The sequence below is a fragment of the Ectopseudomonas composti genome, assembly GCF_900115475.1.
Lineage (GTDB): Bacteria > Pseudomonadota > Gammaproteobacteria > Pseudomonadales > Pseudomonadaceae > Aquipseudomonas > Aquipseudomonas composti.
Genome location: NZ_FOWP01000007.1, coordinates 135,987 through 157,444, shown reverse-complemented (window position 1 = coordinate 157,444; position 21,458 = coordinate 135,987). Strand labels below are relative to the sequence as shown.

The following is a 21,458-nucleotide window of genomic DNA, read 5'->3' as shown; positions in this document are numbered from 1 at the left end:
GCGGAACAAGCAGTCAGGAGTGGCTCGCAGGATTCGCGGATGAGTCAGCTCCTACGGACCGAGTTGCATCGGGATCAGGGTCATATTCTTTTTAGTTACTATAAAGTGAAAAATAATTCTTTTTAGGGATTAGCGAGTATTTCGTAGATTAGCCAGCAGCCGACAGCGGACCACCGCATCGGGCCCGAATCAGGGGCTCTTTTGCCAATCCGCCGAGACCAGCGCCACGTCCGCTGTCCTGCCGAGCCCCTGTGCAGTGCCAACCCCAGAACAGCACACAAAGCACTTGGAGCATCGAGCATGAAAAAATCCACCCTGGCCTTGGCCGTCACGCTGGCCGCCATCGCCAACCAGGCCACCGCCGCCGGTTTCATCGAAGACAGCAAGGCCAGTCTCGGCCTGCGCAATTTCTATTACGACCTGAACAACAAGAACACCGCCAACAACAACGGCGAGGCGCAAGAGTGGGGGCAGGGCTTCATCTTCAACTACAGCTCCGGGTTCACCGAAGGCACCGTCGGCTTCGGCCTCGACGCCATCGGCCTGCTGGGCGTCAAGCTGGACTCCGGCGGCAGCGCCGGCAAGGCCGGCCGTGATCGCACCCCTGGCCAACTCTTCCCGCTGGAGCGCGACGGCAGCGCCGTGGACGACTACAGCAAGGCCGGCGTGACCGCCAAGGTGCGCCTGTCCAAGACCGAGGCGCGCATCGGCACCCTGCTGCCGAAGCTGCCGGTGGTGACCTTCAACGACGGCCGCCTGCTGCCGCAGACCTTCGAAGGCGGGCAAATCACTTCCAACGAGATCGACGGCCTGACCCTGACCGCCGGCCAGCTGGAAAGCACCAAGACCCGCAGCTCCACCGACGACATCGCTCTGCGTATCGCTGGCGCCAGCGGTGACGCCGACAGCAACAAGTTCTACTTCGCCGGTGGTGACTACAAGCTGACCAAAGACCTGACGCTGCAGTACTACTACGGCAACCTGGAAGACTTCTACAAACAGCACTTCCTCGGCCTGGTGCACAACTGGGCGATCGGCCCGGGTTCGCTGAAGACCGACCTGCGTTACTTCGACAGCAACTCCGACGGCAAGAACGGCAGCGCCTCCGGCCGTGCCGATGGCTACCGCAGCGCCGGCTACTGGCGTGCAGGCGACAGCAGCACCGGCGAGGTCGACAACCAGACCTGGAGCGCGCTGTTCACCTACAACCTGGGCAGCCACTTCGCCAGCCTGGGCTACCAGCAGGTCGAAGGCGACAGCGCCTTCCCGTTCCTCAACCAGGGCGGCGGCAGCTCGTCCTATCTGATCACCGACCGCCAGATCGGCAAGTTCCAGAACGCCGGCGAGCGCACCTGGCTGGCCGAGTACGGCTATGACTTCACCAAACTCGGCGTACCGGGCCTGAAGGCCAGCGTCGCCTACCTCAAGGGCGACAATGTCGATTCCGCCACGGGCGATCTGCAGGAGTGGGAGCGCGACTTCCGCCTCGACTACACCCTGCAGGATGGCCCGCTGAAAGGCCTCGGCGTGTCCTGGCGCAACGCGACCCAGCGCGGCAACGTCGCCACCGACGCCGACGAGAACCGTTTGATCCTGAGTTACACCCTGACCCTTCTGTAAACCCGGTTTCGCCATCTCCTGACCGGCCCGCCAACGGGCCGGAAGGCCATTCATCCATGAGGAGATGACCATGAAGAAGAATGCCTTGCGCGTTGGCCTGGCGGCTCTGTTCGCCGCCTGGTTGCCCGCCGCCGTACATGCCGCACCACCGAAAGAAGTCCGCCTGGACTACGCCTACTACGCCCCCACCAGCCTGGTGCTCAAGCAGCAGGGGTTGCTGGAAAAAGCCCTCGCGCCGCAGGGCATCGCCGTCAAATGGGTATTCAGCCAGGGCAGCAACCGCTCGTTGGAATACCTCAACGGCGGCAGCACCGATTTCGCCTCCACCGCCGGCCTGGCCGCCGTGCTCAGCCGCGCCAACGGTGCGCCGATCAACACCGTCTATGTCGCCAGCCGCCCGGAGTGGACAGCGCTGGTGGTGCCCAAGGACTCGCCCATCCAGTCGCTGGCTGATCTCAAAGGCAAGAAGGTCGCCGCCACCAAGGGCACCGACCCTTTCCTGTTCCTCCTGCAAGGCCTGCAGAAGGCCGGGCTGGACAAGAACGCCGTGGAAATCGTCCATCTGCAACACCCCGACGGTCGCGTTGCCCTGGAGCGCGGCGACGTGCAGGCTTGGGCCGGGCTTGACCCGCTGATGGCGGCCAGCGAGTTGCAGGCCGGTTCGCGCCTGCTGTACCGCAACCGCGACTTCAACAGCTACAGCGTGCTCAGCGTCACCGAGACCTTCGCCAAGCAGCAGCCCGAGCTGATCAAGCAGGTGATCGCCGCCTACGAGCAGGCGCGCCAGTGGGCCATCGCCAACCCCGATGCCCTGGCCCAGTTGCTCGCCGACGAAGCCAAGCTGCCGCTGGAAGTGGCCAAGCTGCAACTGTCGCGCACCGACTTCAGCAACTCGCAGCCGGGCGCCGAACACATCAAGGCGCTGAAAGCCGCCGCCCCCATCCTGCTTGACGAGCAACTGGTGCGTCCCGGCACCGACGTAGCCCAGGTGGTCGACCAACTGATCCAGCCGCAACTGGCCGCTCAGGTGATCGGCAGCAACGTGGCCAAGGCGGGGAACTGACCGATGGGCGCGCTCAACCTCGTCATCGGTCGCTGGGCTGAACGGCTCCCCGGCTGGCGGCCGGCACTGACCGACCTGCGCGGTTGGGTGGTGCCCCTGCTGCTCCTGGCCCTGCTGGAAACCCTGGTGCGCAGCGGCGTATTGCCCGCGCACCAGATGCCCGCGCCGAGCCAGGTGGCGCAAACGCTGTACCTGCTGGCACAGAGCGGCGAGTTGTGGCGGCATCTGAACGCCAGCTTGCTGCGCGTCGGCGCCGGTTTTGCCATCGGCGCCGCGCTGGCCATCGTCATCGGCACCTGGGTGGGCCTCAGCCGCCGCGCCGAAGCCTATCTGGAGCCGACCTTCCAGGCGCTGCGGGCGATTCCCAGCCTGGCTTGGGTACCGTTGCTGCTGCTCTGGTTGGGCATCGACGAAACGCCGAAGATCGTGCTGATCGCCCTTGGCGCCTTCTTCCCGGTGTACCTGGCACTGCTCGCCGGCATCCGCAACATCGACCGCAAACTGGTGGAAGTGGGCCGGCTCTACGGTCTTTCCTCCCTGGCGCTGGTGCGCCGTATTCTTTTGCCCGCTGCGCTGCCGAGCCTGTTCACCGGCCTGCGCGGCGCGCTCAGCCTGAGCTGGATGTTCCTCGTCGCCGCCGAACTGATCGCCGCCACCCGTGGCCTTGGCTACCTGCTCAGTGACGGCCGGGAAACCTCGCGGCCGGATCTGGTGATCGCCGCGATCCTGCTGCTGGCGCTGCTCGGCAAACTCAGCGACAGCCTGCTCAAGGCTTGGGAAACCCGTGCCCTGCACTGGCGCGACAGCTTCCAGGGCGGGGAGGGCGGAGCATGAGTGCGCTGCTGAAGTTGCAGAATATCCACAAGGCCTTCGCTGACGTGCGTGTGCTCGAAGACGTCAGCCTGAGCCTGGCCGCTGGCGAAGTGGTCAGCCTGCTCGGCCCCTCCGGTTGCGGCAAGAGCACCCTGCTGCGTATCGCCGCCGGGCTGGATCAGGACTACCAGGGCGGGCTGGAACTCAACCCGCTGCTTAACTTCGGCCGTGGCAGCGGCATCGGCGTGGTGTTCCAGGAGCCCCGGCTGATGCCCTGGCTCAGCGTGGCGCAGAACGTCGGCTTCGCCGATGGCTGGGTGGCTGACGACCAGTGGGTTGAACAACTGCTGCGTGACGTCGGCCTGCACGGACGCGGCGAGGCGCTGCCCAAACACCTCTCCGGTGGCCAGGCCCAGCGCGTGGCCATCGCCCGCGCCCTTTACGGCAAACCGCAGGTGCTGCTGCTGGATGAGCCCTTCAGCGCGGTGGACGCCTTCACCCGCATGAAGCTGCAGGATCTGCTGGTAGAGCTGGCCGCCCGCTACGAGATCGCCGTGCTGCTGGTCACCCACGACCTCGACGAAGCCTTCTACCTCAGCGACCGCGTGCTGATCCTCGGCGGCACGCCAAGCCGCCTGCAACGCGAACTGGCCGTGCCCTTGACCCGCCCCCGCGACCGCCGCTCGGCCGAGCTGGCCTACCTGCGCGGCGAAGCACTGACCGAGCTGTACCAGTCGCACGTGCTGTAAACGAACTCTTCAAGGTGGAGTACTTTTTCGGGTCGTAAGGCCCGATTTTTTTGCCTGCGTCGCACGCGCAGGCTTTTGTAGCCCGGATGAAATTCGGGGGCTTTGTTTGCTAGAGATGGTGGGATATTGCGGGCTTGAAACCGATGCGTTCATTCGCTGGGAAGGGGGATTTCCGCCGTAGGGTGCGCCATGCGCACCGGGCTTCGGGCGGTTGCAACGACCGTCAAGGAATCTCCCCTTTCTATCGCCGATGCGGCACAGGGCTATTAGGTCATCTGTGTTATGGCCGACCTTCCTGCACGTCCCTATCCTCCTCTGTTCACGGTTCTGTCCGTGGCTTCTCTCCTGCAACGAAAAGGATCCCGTTTGCGCTATGGACGGATCGAATCAAGGATATCCATCATGAACAAGACAGCTCTCACTGCCGCGGCAGCCCTTTCTTTGCTCCTGCTGGCAGGGTGTGGTGGGCGTACGCCGCTGGACTATGAGACGGGCACCTACATCGCCCCTGAAACGGTGCAACAACTGAAGAGCTCCAGTGCCTCTCAGGATGAAGTCGTCAAGCAGATTGGCTACCCGAACGCCAAGTCGGAGTTGAGCGGCAAGGAAATATGGAAATACGACTACAGCCTGATCACCGCCCTGCCGGGCGCGCCCAACAAGAATGAATCGACCGTGTTCGAGTGGAGCAAGGCCGGCAAACTGCTGGACGCCTACAAGACCAATGGCGGTGCCGGCTCCAATGGCAACCCCCTGCTGAAAGCGGCCGGTATGTAAGCGACACATACCGCCCCATGAAAAACGCCCGATAGATCGGGCGTTTTTCATGGGGCGCAGAACGGTCGGGAGAGGAGGCAAATTTATTTTGCAATTCGATCCTGATAGCCCCCCGCATTTTTACCGTGGGGTGCGCTGTTTTGAACACTCACAGGTTGCAAAGGCCGTCGACAAATCTGTGCCTTTCTCCTCTGAGCAGTACTTGCGTTGGCTCGGCGGGGAATCATCCAGAGGACACGAAACGTCAGGGCTCCCGCCTTCGCTGGCGTGACGATCACTCGGAAAAGGGGGGATTTATTTTCGGCTGGCAGACCGTTAAATAAATCGGTCCTCCTTATTTTCGGTTTCGCCCCCTCGGGCGAGTCACTTTTGTCTTGGCAAAAGTAACCAAAACCGCCCGCCCCGCCATCCGGCCCCGGCTTCGCCGGGGTTCGTTCGCTCCATCGTCGTTCCAGAGGCCCGCTGCGAAGGGCCATCCCTGGCCCATCGCAGCTCTCGCGGCATCCATGCCGCTCAACCTCTTCCACGACGATTTCGCTCACCCTACTGAAGGGGCTACTTGCGCGCCTGATGTATCGGCGTTCTTATCGTAGGGTGCGCTGTGCGCACCGAACATTTCAAATGCGGTAGGTTGCAAAGGTAGTAAATAAAATTGTGCCTTTTTCATATTGCTTGCGCTGAAGTTGAGAGCAGTAGGCGACTGGCGTATTTCTTGTCGCCCCACTCAAAGGCAAACGTTTCGCTGACCTCATGCCAGTTTCCACCTGGATGCCCTGATCCATGGTTGGCCCCCATGCACGAACATTCACAATGTAGGCCAGAGGCATTCCAGCATGCCGGAGCACACTTTTGTTGCTCTCGATAAAGTTGAACGAGGTATACACCGCCAAAACGATTGAGCAGGCGCCGTGCGAGGTCATCATACCAAGCGGCAGGTGTCTCCCAGCATTTAAATTTCTCGTTCCACTTCGGCTTGTGCTTTTTTTCGCCACGGATAATGGCAAAGTTGCTTGAGTTAAAAGGAAGCCGCACAAGAAGAGTCTCTCCAGACTTTCTTTTGAAAATTACAGGTGGATCAGCTTTATGCCAGATTTCTGCGAGCCTTGTATCTTTTGTCTGCATTAATCCTCCTCTATATGTCTAAATGCTGTACTGGTCGGCTCGTAAAGCGAAAGGAGTTGGATGTTGAGTAAAACAGTTTACTTTTTCTCTATGGGAGAAGGTTTTTTAGCTGTTAGATGGCAGCCCTCACCATTTTTTATGGTGCACAGTACCCGCTCGCCTTTGTAACCAATGCGGCGCTTCAGCTTTAACGTAAAAACAACAAGCAATATCCCCTTCTACAAAAGAAATTGATCTCCAACCACTTGAGCGAAGCTCCGTTACATCGGGGTATGGATGCTCCATTATGTCCATTACACCTTGAAGGTTTACGTAAAAGAGGATGTCTAATGATTCGCGAACTTCAAGAGGGTATTTTGTTTCTAGTTTTTTAATGCTATTTTTGCAAAGTTCGTATATTTCTTTAATTGATGAGTCTCTGGGCGTTGCTTCTGTTAGAAGCTCTTTCGAGGTTGTGGCGTTTTTTGCCGCGTTAAGCGCATCTTTATATTCCTGATGCCTGCGACGTCCCGGGTCGAGAATTTCTTTGACTTCAAATGTTCCACCTAGGGCAACAACGTCAGGAGGATCTTCAGTTGGTGTTTCAATGTCAGTGGAGTCATGAGGTACGTTCATATTTTCAAGGAATCTAGCAACAACCCAGCGCTCACGCTCTGGCTTGTTGCTGGATGAATAGAACTTTATTGAGTTTTCTATGGCGGAAATGCGTTCCTTGATGATTTCGTCATCCATGTCTGACCTCCTTCTCATCTAAATATTAGTTATGTGTCATAGATGTAGGGGCAAAAAGGGAATAGGCTTGTTTTTTTTGCTGAGCGTTCCAGTATATAGATATGTATTTTATACTTTGGTCTGCCTCGGTTTTTGAAGTCAGCTATTCGGTCTAGATTTCATATGGCTACAATTTTGCCTTTCCTGTTGACTGCTGTTCTTGAATTGGCTCTGCTCGACGATAAAGTGCTAAAAGAATCTTTAGTTGGACAAGCTCATTTCCGTTTGTGATTTTTTGTATTGCATTTATTTGATCTGGACGCAGGTTGAACTCAGAGGATAGGCGTTTAATTGATTGTTGTATAAATGCGATGTCGCTTTGGATTAGTCTTGACTCTGCTTCGTAAACTTTGATTTGTCCTAGTCTTCTACTGTGATAGCTTTTTACTATGGTGTCATATGTTTTGTTAAGCGCTAAGGCTGAGGCGCACAGTGCGCTAACTAAAATGCTGACATCAGTGGCGACGGAGATGACACCGCTAAGCTCAATAAAGCCAGGTGAGGCATATTGAATTTTTGTTACCTGAAGTCGATATTTCTCTGGAGTTAGCCCGTAAGAGCCTTTGAAGAAATTGACAACGCTGTAACCGCCACCCCACGGGTATGTGGAGAAGTCTAGCCCTACGTATAGCCCTTCATTTACGCACTTGAGAACATAGAAAAAGCTGTATAGCTGGACGTACTCTTTGGTGACTACGGAGAAATCTTGTAACTCCCAGCGCTTATCCAGTTTTATTTCAATTTTTCCAATGTCCATTCGGAGTTCTCAATATGTACATAGCACTCCTTGTCGTTCTGCAAGTCCTTATTTCGCGGGAGGGGTTCGCGTGAACCACGACAGCACTCCGGCAAAATGCGACTGCGTAACGGCAAGCCCGCCCTGCTGGATCACCACTACAGCAGAACCAAGCCAGAACCTAGTCCATCCACCGCTGCGCTGTCCACGCTTCGTGGGCAAAATGCCATGTGAGTAAATTGCCGTTGTGGAAATGTCGATCCAGACCTTCCCACAGGCCACCCACAAATTCTGTTAACACCACTGTGGATAACCTTTGCAAAAGCCTTCTGCGCCTAGCATTCAAGCGGGCCTCGGCAGGCCGTTCAGTTTTTATCCAATGACGCTCTGCTGGCGCTATCGTCAGGCGGAATATCGCTTTTAATCAATCACTTGGCTCGGGTTTTCAACAGCGGGGCAGGGCGAGGGCGTGTTGATGTGTGTCGTGCACAGAATCTGGGGAAAGCGTTGTGGATAAGATGCGGGAAAACTCGTCCAAGCCAGGTGGGGCAAGGGCTGCGTGGGGCTGGTGATTTTTCGTGCGATGTCGCGCGGATGTCATGTTTCGTGGCTATAGTGGCCGGTCGATTTGCAGCCGCTGGAGCCTCTAAATGTCGGACTCGCCTGAACGTCCCGCCCCGGTCAGTTTGCTGCAGGCCTTCTGGTTCTGGTTGAAGCTGGGGCTGATCAGTTTTGGCGGGCCGGCGGGGCAGATTTCGATCATGCATCAGGAGTTGGTGGAGAAGCGCCGTTGGTTGTCGGAGCGGCGTTTTCTGCATGCGCTGAACTACTGCATGTTGCTGCCCGGGCCGGAGGCGCAGCAGTTGGCGACTTATATCGGTTGGCTGATGCACCGCACCTGGGGCGGGGTGATCGCCGGGGTGCTGTTCGTGCTGCCGTCGCTGTTGATCCTGATCGCGCTGTCCTGGGTTTATCTGGTATTCGGTGATGTGCCGCTGGTGGCGGGGATCTTCTATGGCATCAAGCCGGCGGTGACGGCCATCGTGGTGCAGGCGGCCTGGCGTATCGGTGGGCGGGTGTTGAAGAACGCCTGGCTGTGGGCCATCGCGGCGGCGGCATTCGTCGCCATCTTCGCGTTGCAGCTGCCGTTCCCGCTGATCGTGCTCGGCGCGGCGCTGGTGGGGTATATCGGCGGGCGACTGGCGCCGCAGCACCTCGCGGTCGGCGCCGGGCATGGCGAGGCGGGCGGGGCGCATGCGCCGGCATTGATCGATGATGAGACGCGCCTGGCGCACACGCATTTTCGCTCCAGCCGGCTGGCGTTGATTCTGCTGGTCGGCGCAGTGCTCTGGTTGCTGCCGATGGGCCTGCTGACCCTGGCGTTCGGCTGGCAGGGTACGCTGACGCAGATGGGCTGGTTCTTCACCAAGGCGGCGTTGCTGACCTTTGGCGGCGCCTATGCGGTATTGCCCTATGTGTACCAGGGCGCCATCGACCACTACGGCTGGCTGACGCCCCGGCAGATGATCGATGGCCTGGCACTGGGTGAAACCACGCCGGGGCCGCTGATCATGGTGGTGGCGTTTGTCGCCTTCGTCGGTGCCTTTGGCCAGCCGGTGTTCGGTGGTGATTCGGCCTTCGCCAGCGGTGCGCTGGCGGCGGTGCTGGTCACCTGGTTCACCTTCCTACCGTCATTTCTGTTCATCCTCGCTGGCGGGCCGCTGGTGGAGTCGACCCACGGAAAGTTGAAATTCACCGCGCCGCTGACCGGCATCACCGCCGCTGTGGTTGGGGTGATCCTCAACCTGGCGCTGTTCTTCGGTTATCACGTGCTCTGGCCCGAGGGCTTCGCTGGTGCGTTCGATTGGGTGTCGGCGTTGATTACCCTCGGTGCGGCGCTGGCCCTGTTCGCTTTCAAGCGCGGGGTGATCGAGACCATTGCGGGGTGCGCTGTAGTCGGGCTGGTGGCGCATCTGTTGGTTTGATGGATGGGCTTGGCATCGCTTGGTGGGTTACGCGGCGCTTGAGATTGGGCGTGGCTGTTTGAGCGGTGTTCTGCGCCGCTAAACCACCCTACGGGAGCTGCGTTCCTGCAGTCGCAGCCGCGACACCGAATAAGTCGCCGCTGAAGCGCCACTGCTTCAATACGATTTCTTTACGCCCCGGGCGCGGGGCGGCAATCGAATTTTTACGGGCAGCCTTTCGACAATGCTCGCGAGCGGATTCCCCGCATCGTGGAGCTTTGTAGATGAACGCAATCGATGGTGTGTCGCTGATCCTGGTGGTCGGCCTCTTCGCCTACCTGCTGGTGGCCCTGCTCACCGCCGGGCGTGGTTGAGGAGACGGCCATGCATGACTACGACTGGCTGCTGCTGGCAGCCTTTTCCCTGCTGGTGCTGGTACCGGCACCTTTTCTCGGGCGCTATTTCTACCGCGTGATGGAGGGCCAGCGCACCTGGCTCAGCCCGGTGCTGAAGCCGGTGGAGCGCCTGTGCTACCGCGTGGCGGGCGTCGACCCGCAGCAGGAGCAAAGCTGGCGCGGCTACGCCCTGGCGCTGTTGGCCTTCACCCTGGTCTGCCTGCTGGCGCTGATGAGCATTCTGCTGCTGCAGGGCGCCCTGCCGCTCAACCCGCAGCACCTGGCGGGGATGAGCCTGCCGTTGGCGTTCAACACGGCGGTGAGCTTCGTCACCAATACCAACTGGCAGGCCTACAGCGGCGAGGCGCAGCTGAGTTACTTCAGTCAGATGCTCGGCCTTGGCGTGCAGAACTTCGTCAGCCCGGCGGTGGGTCTGGCGGTGTTGGTGGTGCTGTGCCGGGGCCTGGCGCGGCAGTCCAGCGACCGCCTGGGCAATTTCTGGGTGGATATCACCCGCGCCGTGCTCTACGGCCTGTTGCCGCTGTGCCTGGTGCTGGCCGTGCTGCTGGTATGGCAGGGCGTGCCGCAGAACTTCAGCGACTACGTGTCGGCCACCACTCTGCAGGGCAGCGAGCAGACCTTGCCGATGGGGCCGGCAGCCAGCCAGATCGCCATCAAGCAACTGGGCACCAATGGCGGCGGCTTCTTCGGCGTCAACTCGGCGCACCCGTTCGAGAACCCCACGGCGCTGAGCAACCTGCTGGAGCTGGCGTCGATCCTGCTGATCCCGGCGGCGCTAGTGTTCACCTTCGGCCATTACGTGCGTGACCTGCGCCAGAGCCGGGCGATCCTGGCCAGCATGCTGCTGCTATTCATCATCGGTCTGGGCGTTTGTGCCTGGGCGGAGCTGCAACCGAACCCGGCGCTGGCGGGGTTGCCCATCGAGCAGGTCGGCTCGTTGGAGGGCAAGGAGGCGCGCTTCGGTTCCTTCGCCTCGGCGCTTTGGGCGACCACCACCACGGCGGCGTCCAATGGTTCGGTCAACGCCATGCACGACAGCTTCAGCGCCCTCGGCGGGCTGGTGCCGCTGGTCAACATGCTGCTCGGCGAGATCGTCTTCGGCGGCGTCGGCGCGGGCCTCTACGGCATGCTGCTGTTCGCGCTGATCGCGGTGTTCCTCGCCGGCCTGATGATCGGCCGCACCCCGGCCTACCTGGGCAAGAAGCTGGAAGCGCGCGAGGTGCGCCTGATGGTCGCGACGCTGCTGGTGATGCCAGTCGGCGTGCTGGTGTTCGGCGCCCTGGCGGTGAGCTTCGCCGGGCCGGCGGCGTCTATCGGCAACCCGGGCCCGCATGGCTTCAGCCAGGCGCTGTATGCCTACGGCTCGGCCACCGGCAACAACGGCTCGGCCTTCGCCGGCTTCACCGCCGACACCCCGTTCCACAACCTGATACTCGGCCTGGCCATGCTGCTCGGGCGCTTCGGCTACATCCTGCCGGTGCTGGCGATTGCCGGCAGCCTGGCGGCCAAGCGCGCCGCGCCGCAGGGGCAGAACAGCTTCCCCACCCATGGGCCGCTGTTCGTCGTGCTGCTGACCCTGACCATCCTCCTGGTGGGTGGCCTGACCTTCATGCCGGCGCTGGCCCTGGGCCCGCTGGCCGAACACCTGGCGTTCTGAAGGAGAAACCGTGATGAATGCCCCCGTAACGGCGCAACGCAGCGCCAAATCGTCCAGCAGCCAGCCGCAGACCGGCCTCGGCGCGCTGTGGCGCCCGGCCCTCAAGCAGGCCTTCGTCAAGCTCGACCCACGGCAACTGGTGCGCTCGCCGGTGATGCTGGTGGTGGAGCTGACGGCGCTGGTCACCAGCGTGCTGTGCTTCGTCCCCAATCCTGCCGTCAGTACCGCCCTGGGCGTGCAGATCGCCCTGTGGCTGTGGTTCACCGTGCTTTTCGCCAACTTTGCCGAGGCCTTGGCCGAGGGGCGTGGCAAGGCTCGCGCCGACAGCCTCAAATCCGGCAGTCAGGGCTTGATGGCGAACAAGCAGGTCGGCGAGCAGTTCCAGTCCGTGCCGGCCAGCAGCCTGCGCAAGGGCGATGTGGTGCGGGTCGAGGCCGGCGAATTGATCCCCGGCGACGGCGAGGTGATCGAAGGTGTCGCGGCGGTCAACGAAGCGGCGATTACCGGCGAGTCCGCGCCGGTGATCCGTGAGTCTGGCGGCGACCGCTCGGCGGTCACCGGCAACACCCGGCTGGTGTCGGACTGGCTGCTGGTGCGGATCAGCGCCAACCCCGGCGAGTCCACCCTCGACCGCATGATCGCCCTGGTCGAAGGCGCGCGCCGGCAGAAGACGCCCAACGAGGTGGCGCTGGATATCCTGCTGATCGGCCTGACCCTGATCTTCCTGCTGGTGGTGGCCACGCTGCAGCCGTTCGCCCGTTTTGCAGGCGGCGACCTGCCGTTGATCTACCTGGCGGCGCTGCTGGTGACGCTGATACCCACCACCATCGGAGGCCTGCTCTCGGCCATCGGCATCGCCGGCATGGATCGCCTGGTGCGCCTCAACGTCATCGCCAAGTCCGGCCGCGCCGTGGAGGCGGCCGGTGACGTGCACACCCTGCTGCTGGACAAGACCGGCACCATCACCTTCGGCAACCGTCGCTGCAGCGCCATGGTCAAGGCGCCGGGCGTGGCCACGCCGGAGCTGGCCGAGGCAGCGCTGCTGGCCTCGCAGGGCGACGACACGCCGGAGGGCAAGTCGATCATCGAATACCTGGCCTCGTTGCACCCGATGGAAGCGCCAGACCGTAGCGGCATGACCTTGATCGCTTTCAGCGCCGAGACGCGTTTGTCCGGTGCCGATGTGAACGGCGTGGCCTATCGCAAGGGCGCGGTGGACGCCGTGCTGGCCTACCTTGGCCTGGGCCGAACAGATCTGCCGGCGCCACTGGCGCGTGAGGTGGAGAAGATCGCCCAGAGTGGCGGCACGCCGTTGCTGGTGGCCGGCAATGGTCGCCTGCTTGGCGCCATTCACCTCAAGGACGTGGTCAAGCCGGGCATCCGCGAGCGTTTCGCCGAGCTGCGTGCCATGGGCATTCGCACCGTGATGGTCACCGGCGACAACCCGCTGACCGCCGCCGCCATCGCCGCCGAAGCGGGAGTCGATGACGTGATCGCCGAAGCCACGCCGGAGAAGAAACTCTCGCGCATCCGCGCCGAGCAGGCCGAAGGCAAACTGGTGGCGATGTGCGGCGACGGCGCCAACGACGCCCCGGCGCTGGCCCAGGCCGACGTCGGCCTGGCCATGAACGACGGCACCCAGGCCGCGCGCGAGGCCGCCAACCTGGTGGATCTGGACAGCGACCCGACCAAGCTGATCGACGTGGTGCAGGTGGGCAAGGAGCTGCTGGTGACCCGTGGCGCGCTGACCACCTTCTCGGTAGCCAACGACGTGGCCAAGTACTTCGCCATCCTCCCGGCGCTGTTCGCCGGCATCTACCCGCAGCTTGGCACGCTCAACCTGATGCAGTTGCACAGCCCGCAGAGCGCGATCCTCTCGGCCATCGTGTTCAACGCGCTGATCATAGTCGCGCTGATCCCGCTGGCGCTGCGCGGCGTACGCGTTCAGGCGCTGGACGCTGGCCAGTTGCTGCGGCGCAACCTGCTGATCTACGGCCTCGGCGGGCTCGTCGCGCCCTTCGTCGGCATCAAGCTGCTCGACCTGCTGCTGGTGGGGTTGGGCTGGGTTTAACAGTGTTGTTTCACTCGCACGCGGTCTGCCCCCTCTCCTATTCATGGGGGCACGCCCAGTGGAGAGGGCTGGGGAGAGGGTAGGGCAGGCCACTCGGTATTACCGGATAGACCCTCTCCCCCGGCCCCTCTCCCGCAAGCGGGAGAGGGGAGACAAGCAAAGAATCGATATCGGAGACTCATCATGCTCAACTCAATCCGCCCCGCCATCGCCACCCTGGCGCTGATGACTCTGCTCACCGGCGTGGCCTATCCGCTGGTGGTCACCGGTGTGGCCCAGGTGGCCTTCCCCGATCAGGCCGCTGGCAGCCTGGTGCGTAACGATGCCGGTCAGGTGCGCGGCAGCCGCCTGATCGCCCAGGCCTTCGACGGTGATCAGTGGTTTCAGCCACGCCCCTCGGCTGGCGACTACGCCACCGTGGCCAGCGCCGCCAGCAACCTGGCGCCGAGCAACCCGAAGCTGCGCGAGCGCTTCGAGCAGGCCAGCGCCGGGCTGAGCAGCCAGGCGCCGGTGCCGATGCAACTGGTGACCACCTCGGGCAGCGGCCTCGACCCGCACCTGTCGCCCGAAGCTGCGGCTTGGCAGACTCCTCGCATCGCCCAGGCCCGCGGCCTGCCGCAAGCCGAGCTGCTGCGCCTGGTTGAGGCGCACACCGAGCGCCCGTTGTTTGGCCCGGCGGTGGTCAATGTGCTGGCTCTGAACCTGGCGCTGGCCGACAATCCATCCACTTCTTCCCCGTGACGAGTGCTCGATGAACGACAGCCTGCGCGCCGAAGCGCTGCTCGCCGACCTGCCCCGTGAAGGCCGTGGTCGGCTCAAGGTGTTTCTCGGCGCTGCGCCGGGCGTAGGGAAGACCTACGCCATGCTCCAGGCCGCCCATGGGCAACTGCGCCAGGGCATGGCGTTGCGCGCCGGAGTGGTGGAAAGCCACGGCCGTAGCGAAACCGAGGCACTGCTGGTGGGCCTGCCGCAACAGCCGCCACTGCGCTTGCCATATCGCGGCCTGGAACTCAGCGAAATGGACCTCGACGGCCTGCTCGCCGACCCGCCAAAACTGGCGCTGGTCGATGAACTGGCGCACAGCAACGCGCCCGGCTGCCGCCACGCCAAGCGCTGGCAGGACGTGCAGGAACTGCTCGCCGCCGGCATCGACGTCTACACCACGGTCAACGTCCAGCACCTGGAAAGCCTCAACGACCGCGTCCGCGATATCACCGGCGTGCAGGTGCGCGAAACCGTGCCCGATTGGGTGCTGCAGGAGGCCGACGAGATCCAGCTGGTCGACCTGCCGCCGCGCGAGCTGCTCGAACGCCTGCGCGACGGCAAGGTGTACATGCCCGAGCAGGCTCGCGCGGCCATCGACGCCTTCTTCTCGCCGACCAACCTCACCGCGCTGCGCGAACTGGCCATGCAGACCGCCGCCGCGCGGGTCGATGCCGACCTCGACCAACGCTACCGCCAGCTCGGCCAGGCCGCGCCCAGTCTGCTCGGCCGCCTGCTGGTGGGGGTGGACGGCGACGGCGAGGCCGAGCGCCTGGTGCGCCACGCCTGCGCGGTGGCCGAGCGGCGTCATCTGCCCTGGTCGGTGGTGCATGTGGACAGCCGCGCAGCCATGGACGAGGAGCAACGGGCACGGCTACAAGCGGCGCAGCGCCTGGCCGAGCGCCTTGGTGGCGAAGTGGTGACGCTGCACGGCGACTCGGTGGCGCGCACGCTGCTCGACCATGCCCGCGAGCGCCGCGCCAGCCTGATCCTGGTCGGCAGCAGCACGCGGCGCCTGCGTCGGCGCTGGTTCGGGCGTGGCCTCGGTGAACGCCTGCTGGCAGCTGGCGCCGGGCTGGAGGTGAGCGTGCTCGATGCGGCGGGTGATCAGCCGAGGGCTGGTCGTCGCACGCGCATCGCCCCGCGCTGGCGTGACTACCTGCTGGCTACCCTGGCCGCCGCCTGCGCCACGCTGATCTCCCTCGGCCTGGCGCGGGTGCTGGAGCTGCCGAATATCTCCCTGGTGTTCCTCGCCGCCGTGCTGTTGGTGGCCGTGCGCAGCAGCCTGGGGCCGGCGCTGGCGTGCTCGGGCTTGTCGTTCCTGGCCTACAACTTCCTGTTCATTCCGCCGACCCTGACCCTGCGCATCCAGCGTCAGGAGGACGTGCTGACCCTGCTGTTCTTCCTGCTCATGGCCGGGCTGACCGGCAACCTAGCCAGCCGTCAGCGCCGCCAGATGCAGGCGCTGCGCCAGGCGCAAGGCGAGACCACGGCGCTGCTGGAGTTGTCGCGCAAGCTCACCGTCGCCGCCGACCGCCAGGCCGTGCTGGCGGTGGCCGAGCAGCAACTGGGTGGTTGGGCCGAGCTGCAATTGACCCTGCTGTCGCGTGATGCAGATGGCCAGTGGCAGCACGAGGGTGGCCTGCACGCCGAATTGCTCGATGTCGAGCGCGCCGCCGCCGACTGGGCCTGGCAGCACGAGCAACCTGCCGGCCTCGGCACCGATACTTTGCCCAGCAGCCGCTGGTGGTGGTGGCCGCTGTGCGGGGAGGAGGGGCCGCTGCTGCTGATCGGCCTGCAACACGTCGATGGCGCGCCACTGGCGGACGGGCGCCGACGCCTGGTCGCTGCCCTGGGCCAGCCGCTGTCGCAGGCCCTGGCTCGCGCGCAATTGGCCGAGGAGCTGGAGGCGGCGCGCCTGCACGGGCAGACCGAGGAACTGCGCAGCGCGCTGCTGGCTTCGGTGTCGCACGACCTGCGCACGCCGCTGACCGCCATGCGCGGTTCCATCGACAGCCTGCTGGCGCTGGGTGAGGCGATCCCCTTGGCGGATCGCCGGGAACTGCTCGAAGGCACCCGCGACGAGGCCGAGCGCCTCGACCGCTACATCCAGAACCTGCTCGACATGACCCGCCTCGGCCATGGCGGGCTCAAGCTGGCGCGCGACTGGGTGGCGCCCAGTGACATCGTCGCCAGCGCCCTGCAACGTCTGCGCGCGGTGCTCGCGCCGCTGCAGGTCGAATGCGTACTGCCGCCGGAACCACCGCTGCTGTACGTACACGCGGCGCTGATCGAGCAGGCACTGATCAATGTGCTGGAGAATGCCGCGCGCTTCTCGCCGCCCGGTGGCCGTCTGCGCGTGGCGCTGGAGTACGACGAACAGGCGCTGCGCTTCGTCGTCGCCGACCAGGGCCCTGGCATTCCCGAGGCGGAACGGGCGAAGATCTTCGACATGTTCTACACCGCAGCGCGGGGTGATCGCGGCGGCCAGGGCACGGGCCTGGGCCTGGCGATCTGCCAGGGTATGGTGGGTGCCCATGGCGGCCGCGTCACGGTCGGCGAGGGGCTCGACGGCCGTGGCGCCAGCCTGACCCTGCACCTGCCATTGACCGCGCAACCGCAAGCCGCCGAGGAAGACTGATGAGCCAAGGGCCGAACATTCTGCTGATCGACGACGAGGCGCAGATTCGCAAGTTCCTGCGCATCGCCCTCAGTGCCCAGGGCTACCGGGTACTGGAGGCGGCGAACGGCGAAGACGGCCTGGCCCAGGCGGCGCTGCATAACCCCGATCTCGTCGTGCTCGACCTCGGCCTGCCCGACCTCGACGGCCAGCAGGTGCTGCGCGGCCTGCGCGAGTGGAGCCAGGTGCCGGTGCTGGTGCTCTCGGTGCGTGCCAGCGAGGGCGAGAAGGTGCTGGCGCTGGATGGCGGCGCCAACGACTACGTGACCAAGCCGTTCGGCATCCAGGAATTTCTCGCCCGGGTGCGCGTGCTGCTGCGCCAGGGCCAGGGCCGCGAAGCGCTGCCGGCGAGCATCGTCTGCGGCGCGCTAAGCATCGACCTGGCCTATCGTCGGGTCAGCCTCGCCGGCGCCGAAATCGCCCTGACGCCCAGGGAGTACGCAGTGCTGGCCCTGCTCGCCCAGCATCTCGGCCGAGTGGTCACCCAGCAGCAACTGCTGCGTGATATCTGGGGCCCGAGCCACGTCGGCGACAGCCACTACCTGCGCGTGGTGGTCGGCCACCTGCGGCAGAAACTCGGTGACGACCCGGCTGCGCCGCGCTATCTGATCACTGAGGCAGGTGTGGGTTATCGCCTACGTGCGGAAACTGATTAGCTGTTTTAGTTATAAATAAATCATTATTTATTCTTTTTGTTTCGTTTCGTTCCTGAGCATAGTGAGCACCATGCAAGCTACTGCCAAGGAGCACGATCATGACCATCCGCCTGGGCGACATCGCCCCTGACTTCGAACAGGATTCCAGCGAAGGCCGCATTCGTTTCCATGAGTGGCTGGGCGACAGCTGGGGCATCCTCTTCTCCCACCCAGCTGACTTCACCCCGGTGTGCACCACCGAACTGGGCTTCACCGCCAAGCTCAAGGACGAATTCGCCAAGCGCGGCGTCAAGGCCATCGCCCTGTCGGTCGACCCGGTGGATTCGCACATCAAATGGATCGATGACATCAACGAGACGCAGAACACGGCGGTCAACTTCCCGATCATCGCCGATGCCGACCGCAAGGTGTCCGACCTCTACGACCTGATCCACCCGAACGCCAACGACACCCTGACGGTGCGTTCGCTGTTCATCATCGACCCGAACAAGAAGGTGCGCCTGACCATCACCTATCCGGCCAGTACCGGGCGCAACTTCAACGAAATCCTGCGCGTCGTCGATTCGTTGCAGCTGACCGACAACTACAAGGTCGCCACGCCGGCCAACTGGCAGGACGGTGAAGAGGTGGTGATCGTGCCGTCGTTGAAGGACGAGGCCGAGATCGCCGAGCGCTTCCCGAAAGGCTATCGCGCGGTCAAACCCTATCTGCGCCTGACGCCGCAGCCCAACCGTTAAGGAATCATCATGCATGTCGTGTTGCTATCCGGCAGCCCTGCGGCGCGCTCGCGCACCGAGGTGCTGCTGGATTACGTACGCCAGTGCCTCGAGGCGCAGCAGGTGGAAGTGAGCCTGCTCAAGGTGCGCAACTTCCCGGCCGAGGATCTGCTGCATGCGCGCTTCGACAGCCCGGCAGTGAAGCAGCTGCAGGCCGTGGTGGCCAGCGCCGATGGCCTGGTGGTCGGTACGCCGGTGTACAAGGCGTCGTTTACTGGCGCGTTGAAGGTGCTGCTGGACCTGCTGCCCGAACGTGCCCTGGCGCACAAGGTGGTACTGCCCCTGGCCAGTGGCGGCAGCCCGGCGCATCTGCTGGCGGTGGACTACGCGCTCAAGCCGGTGCTGGCCGCGCTGAAGGCGCAGGAAATGCTCAGCGGCGTGTTCGCCGTGGACAAACAGATTGCCTATCCGGAAGGGGACAGGCCCGCGCAGATCGACGACGAGTTGCGCGAACGCCTCGACGAGGCACTGGAGCAACTGGGCGCAGCCCTGGCACGACGGCCGAAGCCGATCGATCCGAATGTATTGAACGACCGGCTGGTAAACGCCCGCTGGAGCATCTGATCCATCTGTAACACCCCGCCTTACTCGCCCGCCAACGGGCAAGCAGGTAGCCAACCAAGACATCACCGCAAAGGGAGAGCGCCATGCGCACCATTACTTTGCGTCGAAGCCTGGTCGCCCTGTTTGCTGCGGCTATTTCCTTCGGCGCCATCACTCACGCTCAGGCCGAGACATTGCGTATCGGCTATCAGAAATACGGCACCCTGGTGCTGCTCAAGGCCAAGGGCACCCTGGAAAAACGCCTGGCCGAGCAGGGCGTGGAGGTCAAGTGGACGGAGTTCCCGGGCGGCCCGCAGCTGCTCGAAGGTCTCAACGTCGGCTCCGTGGACTTCGGCGTCACCGGTGAAACTCCGCCGGTCTTCGCTCAGGCGGCTGGCGCCGACCTGCTCTACGTCGCCCATGAACCGCCGGCACCGAGCGGTGAGGCGATCCTCGTGCCCAAGGATTCGCCGATCCAATCGGTGGCCGAGCTCAAGGGCAAGAAAGTCGTCCTGAACAAGGGTTCCAACGTGCACTACCTGCTGGTGCGTGCGCTGGAAGACGCCGGTCTCAAGTACAGCGACATCACCCCGGTCTACCTGCCGCCAGCCGATGCCCGCGCCGCCTTCGAGCGTGGCAGCGTCGACGCCTGGGTGATCTGGGACCCCTTCCAGTCCGCCGCCGAGAAACAACTGCAAGCGCGCAGCCTGCGTGATGGTACTGGCCTGGTCGACAACCACCAGTTCTACCTGGCGACCCGCACTTATGCCGAGCAGCACCCACAGGTGATTGGCACGTTGGTCGAGGAAATCCGCGGCGTCGGCGAGTGGGTCAAGGGCAACCTCGACGAAGCCACCAGCCAGGTCGCGCCGCTGATCGGCCTGTCCCCGGAGATCACTCGCCAGGCCGTGGAACGCCAGGGCTACGGTGCGCAGTTCATCACCCCGGATGTGATCGAGGCGCAGCAGAAGATCGCCGACACCTTTACCGAGCTGAAGCTGATCCCCAAGCAGCTGACCATCAAGGATGTGATCTGGAATCCGCCGGCCAAAGTCGTGCAGGCCCAATAGAACCCTCACCCCCAGCCCCTCTCCCGGTGGGAGAGGGGAGCGAATCCAAGGAGACAACTCCATGAGCCTCAATATCTTCTGGTTCCTGCCTACCCATGGCGATGGCAAGTACCTGGGCACCGCCGAAGGCGCGCGCGCCGTCGACCATGGCTACTTGGCCCAGGTCGCCCAGGCTGCCGACCGCCTTGGTTTCGGCGGTGTGCTGATTCCGACAGGACGTTCCTGCGAGGACTCCTGGTTGGTGGCGGCCTCGCTGATCCCGCTCACGCAGCACCTCAAGTTCCTCGTCGCCCTGCGTCCGGGGATCATTTCGCCGACCGTGGCTGCGCGCCAGGCGGCGACCCTGGATCGCCTGTCGAATGGCCGTGCGCTGTTCAATCTGGTGACCGGTGGCGACCCGGACGAGCTGGCCGGCGATGGCCTGCACCTGTCTCATGCCGAACGCTACGAGGCCTCCGTCGAATTCACCCGCATCTGGCGCCGCGTGCTGGAGGGCGAAACCGTTGACTATGACGGCAAGCACATCCAGGTGAAGGGCGCCAAGCTGCTCTACCCGCCGATTCAGCAGCCGCGTCCGCCGCTGTATTTCGGTGGTTCATCCGACGCGGCGCAGGATCTGGCCGCCGAGCAGGTCGAGCTGTACCTGACCTGGGGCGAGCCGCCGGCTGCCGTGGCCGAGAAAATCGCTCAGGTGCGTGAGAAGGCAGCCAAGCAGGGCCGTGAAGTGCGCTTCGGCATTCGCCTGCACGTGATCGTGCGTGAGACCAATGAGGAAGCCTGGGCGGCAGCAGATCGCCTGATCAGCCACCTGGATCAGGACACCATCGACCGCGCCCAGGCGTCGCTGGCGCGCTTCGACTCCGTCGGCCAACAGCGCATGGCCGCCCTGCACGGCGGCAAGACCGACAACCTGGAAGTGTCGCCGAACCTCTGGGCCGGAGTTGGCCTGGTGCGCGGCGGCGCCGGCACCGCGTTGGTCGGCGATGGCCCGACCGTGGCAGCGCGGGTCAAGGAATACGCGGAGCTGGGCATCGATACCTTCATCTTCTCCGGCTACCCGCACCTGGAGGAATCGTACCGGGTTGCCGAACTGCTGTTCCCGCACCTGGACGTGGCCGCGCCTGCGCGCCCGGAGAGCCGGGGGTATGTCAGCCCGTTCGGCGAAATGATCTCCAGCGACATCCTGCCGAAGGCGGCTTCGGCGAGTTGAGG

The 21,458-nt window shown here is 63.5% G+C and carries 19 protein-coding genes; 16 read left to right on the top strand and 3 right to left on the bottom strand.

Annotated elements, in window-relative coordinates; genetic code table 11:
* Positions 1-300 precede the first annotated feature (300 nt).
* The 5 genes from BM059_RS14805 (at position 301) to BM059_RS14785 (ending at position 5,022) form a co-directional block, all read left to right on the top strand.
* The gene (locus BM059_RS14805; protein ID WP_074939559.1) at positions 301-1,620 is read left to right on the top strand and encodes an OprD family porin; all 1,320 of its coding nucleotides are present in this window, start codon (positions 301-303) and stop codon (positions 1,618-1,620) included.
* A 70-nt stretch (positions 1,621-1,690) separates the two neighbouring features.
* Positions 1,691-2,683: an aliphatic sulfonate ABC transporter substrate-binding protein gene (locus BM059_RS14800; RefSeq protein WP_074939558.1), complete on the top strand. Its 993-nt coding sequence runs from the start codon at positions 1,691-1,693 to the stop codon at positions 2,681-2,683.
* Positions 2,684-2,686: 3 nt separating this feature from the next.
* Positions 2,687-3,517 (top strand): ABC transporter permease, encoded by an 831-nt coding sequence (locus tag BM059_RS14795; protein ID WP_074939557.1) that lies wholly within the window; start codon positions 2,687-2,689, stop codon positions 3,515-3,517.
* Positions 3,514-4,245, top strand: a complete 732-nt coding sequence (locus BM059_RS14790) for an ABC transporter ATP-binding protein (protein ID WP_074939556.1) — start codon at positions 3,514-3,516, stop codon at positions 4,243-4,245. The genes BM059_RS14795 and BM059_RS14790 overlap by 4 nt, the downstream gene beginning before the upstream one ends.
* A 402-nt stretch (positions 4,246-4,647) precedes the next feature.
* Complete coding sequence (locus tag BM059_RS14785) at positions 4,648-5,022, top strand: hypothetical protein (RefSeq protein ID WP_074939555.1); 375 nt, start codon at positions 4,648-4,650, stop codon at positions 5,020-5,022.
* Between the two features lie 663 nt (positions 5,023-5,685).
* Here the strand turns inward: BM059_RS14785 and BM059_RS14780 are convergent.
* The 3 genes from BM059_RS14780 to BM059_RS14770 form a co-directional block, all read right to left on the bottom strand.
* Positions 5,686-6,144, bottom strand: a complete 459-nt coding sequence (locus tag BM059_RS14780; protein WP_074939554.1) for a hypothetical protein — start codon at positions 6,142-6,144, stop codon at positions 5,686-5,688.
* A 126-nt stretch (positions 6,145-6,270) separates the two neighbouring features.
* Positions 6,271-6,876: a DUF1780 domain-containing protein gene (locus tag BM059_RS14775; RefSeq protein WP_074939553.1), complete on the bottom strand. Its 606-nt coding sequence runs from the start codon at positions 6,874-6,876 to the stop codon at positions 6,271-6,273.
* Positions 6,877-7,042: 166 nt separating this feature from the next.
* Positions 7,043-7,672, bottom strand: coding sequence for a hypothetical protein (locus tag BM059_RS14770; RefSeq protein WP_074939552.1), 630 nt, complete (start codon positions 7,670-7,672; stop codon positions 7,043-7,045).
* Positions 7,673-8,301: 629 nt separating this feature from the next.
* Here BM059_RS14770 and chrA point away from each other — a divergent pair.
* From chrA to ssuD, 11 genes are all read left to right on the top strand, one after another.
* Positions 8,302-9,636 carry a chromate efflux transporter gene (gene chrA, locus BM059_RS14765; RefSeq protein ID WP_074939550.1) on the top strand — a complete coding sequence of 445 codons (1,335 nt, stop codon included), beginning with the start codon at positions 8,302-8,304 and terminating at the stop codon, positions 9,634-9,636.
* Positions 9,637-9,899: 263 nt separating this feature from the next.
* Positions 9,900-9,989 carry a K(+)-transporting ATPase subunit F gene (gene kdpF, locus BM059_RS14760; protein WP_017676012.1) on the top strand — a complete coding sequence of 30 codons (90 nt, stop codon included), beginning with the start codon at positions 9,900-9,902 and terminating at the stop codon, positions 9,987-9,989.
* 10 nt (positions 9,990-9,999) lie between these two features.
* A complete protein-coding gene (gene kdpA, locus BM059_RS14755; protein WP_074939549.1) occupies positions 10,000-11,688 on the top strand; it encodes a potassium-transporting ATPase subunit KdpA in 1,689 nt (562 codons plus the stop codon).
* A 13-nt stretch (positions 11,689-11,701) separates the two neighbouring features.
* Complete coding sequence (kdpB, locus tag BM059_RS14750; RefSeq protein ID WP_074939547.1) at positions 11,702-13,759, top strand: potassium-transporting ATPase subunit KdpB; 2,058 nt, start codon at positions 11,702-11,704, stop codon at positions 13,757-13,759.
* A 183-nt stretch (positions 13,760-13,942) separates the two neighbouring features.
* Positions 13,943-14,500 carry a potassium-transporting ATPase subunit KdpC gene (gene kdpC / locus BM059_RS14745; RefSeq protein WP_074939546.1) on the top strand — a complete coding sequence of 186 codons (558 nt, stop codon included), beginning with the start codon at positions 13,943-13,945 and terminating at the stop codon, positions 14,498-14,500.
* 10 nt (positions 14,501-14,510) lie between these two features.
* Positions 14,511-17,162 (top strand): sensor histidine kinase, encoded by a 2,652-nt coding sequence (locus BM059_RS14740; RefSeq protein ID WP_074939544.1) that lies wholly within the window; start codon positions 14,511-14,513, stop codon positions 17,160-17,162.
* On the top strand, positions 17,162-17,857 hold the full coding sequence (locus BM059_RS14735) for a response regulator (protein ID WP_074939543.1): 696 nt from the start codon (positions 17,162-17,164) through the stop codon (positions 17,855-17,857). Before BM059_RS14740 ends, BM059_RS14735 begins: the two co-directional genes overlap by 1 nt.
* Positions 17,858-17,955: 98 nt before the next feature.
* The gene (locus tag BM059_RS14730) at positions 17,956-18,594 is read left to right on the top strand and encodes a peroxiredoxin (protein WP_074939541.1); all 639 of its coding nucleotides are present in this window, start codon (positions 17,956-17,958) and stop codon (positions 18,592-18,594) included.
* Between the two features lie 9 nt (positions 18,595-18,603).
* On the top strand, positions 18,604-19,197 hold the full coding sequence (gene ssuE / locus BM059_RS14725; protein WP_074939540.1) for an NADPH-dependent FMN reductase: 594 nt from the start codon (positions 18,604-18,606) through the stop codon (positions 19,195-19,197).
* 83 nt (positions 19,198-19,280) lie between these two features.
* The gene (locus BM059_RS14720) at positions 19,281-20,246 is read left to right on the top strand and encodes a sulfonate ABC transporter substrate-binding protein (protein WP_074939539.1); all 966 of its coding nucleotides are present in this window, start codon (positions 19,281-19,283) and stop codon (positions 20,244-20,246) included.
* A 61-nt stretch (positions 20,247-20,307) separates the two neighbouring features.
* Positions 20,308-21,456: an FMNH2-dependent alkanesulfonate monooxygenase gene (gene ssuD, locus BM059_RS14715; protein WP_074939537.1), complete on the top strand. Its 1,149-nt coding sequence runs from the start codon at positions 20,308-20,310 to the stop codon at positions 21,454-21,456.
* Positions 21,457-21,458 lie beyond the last annotated feature (2 nt).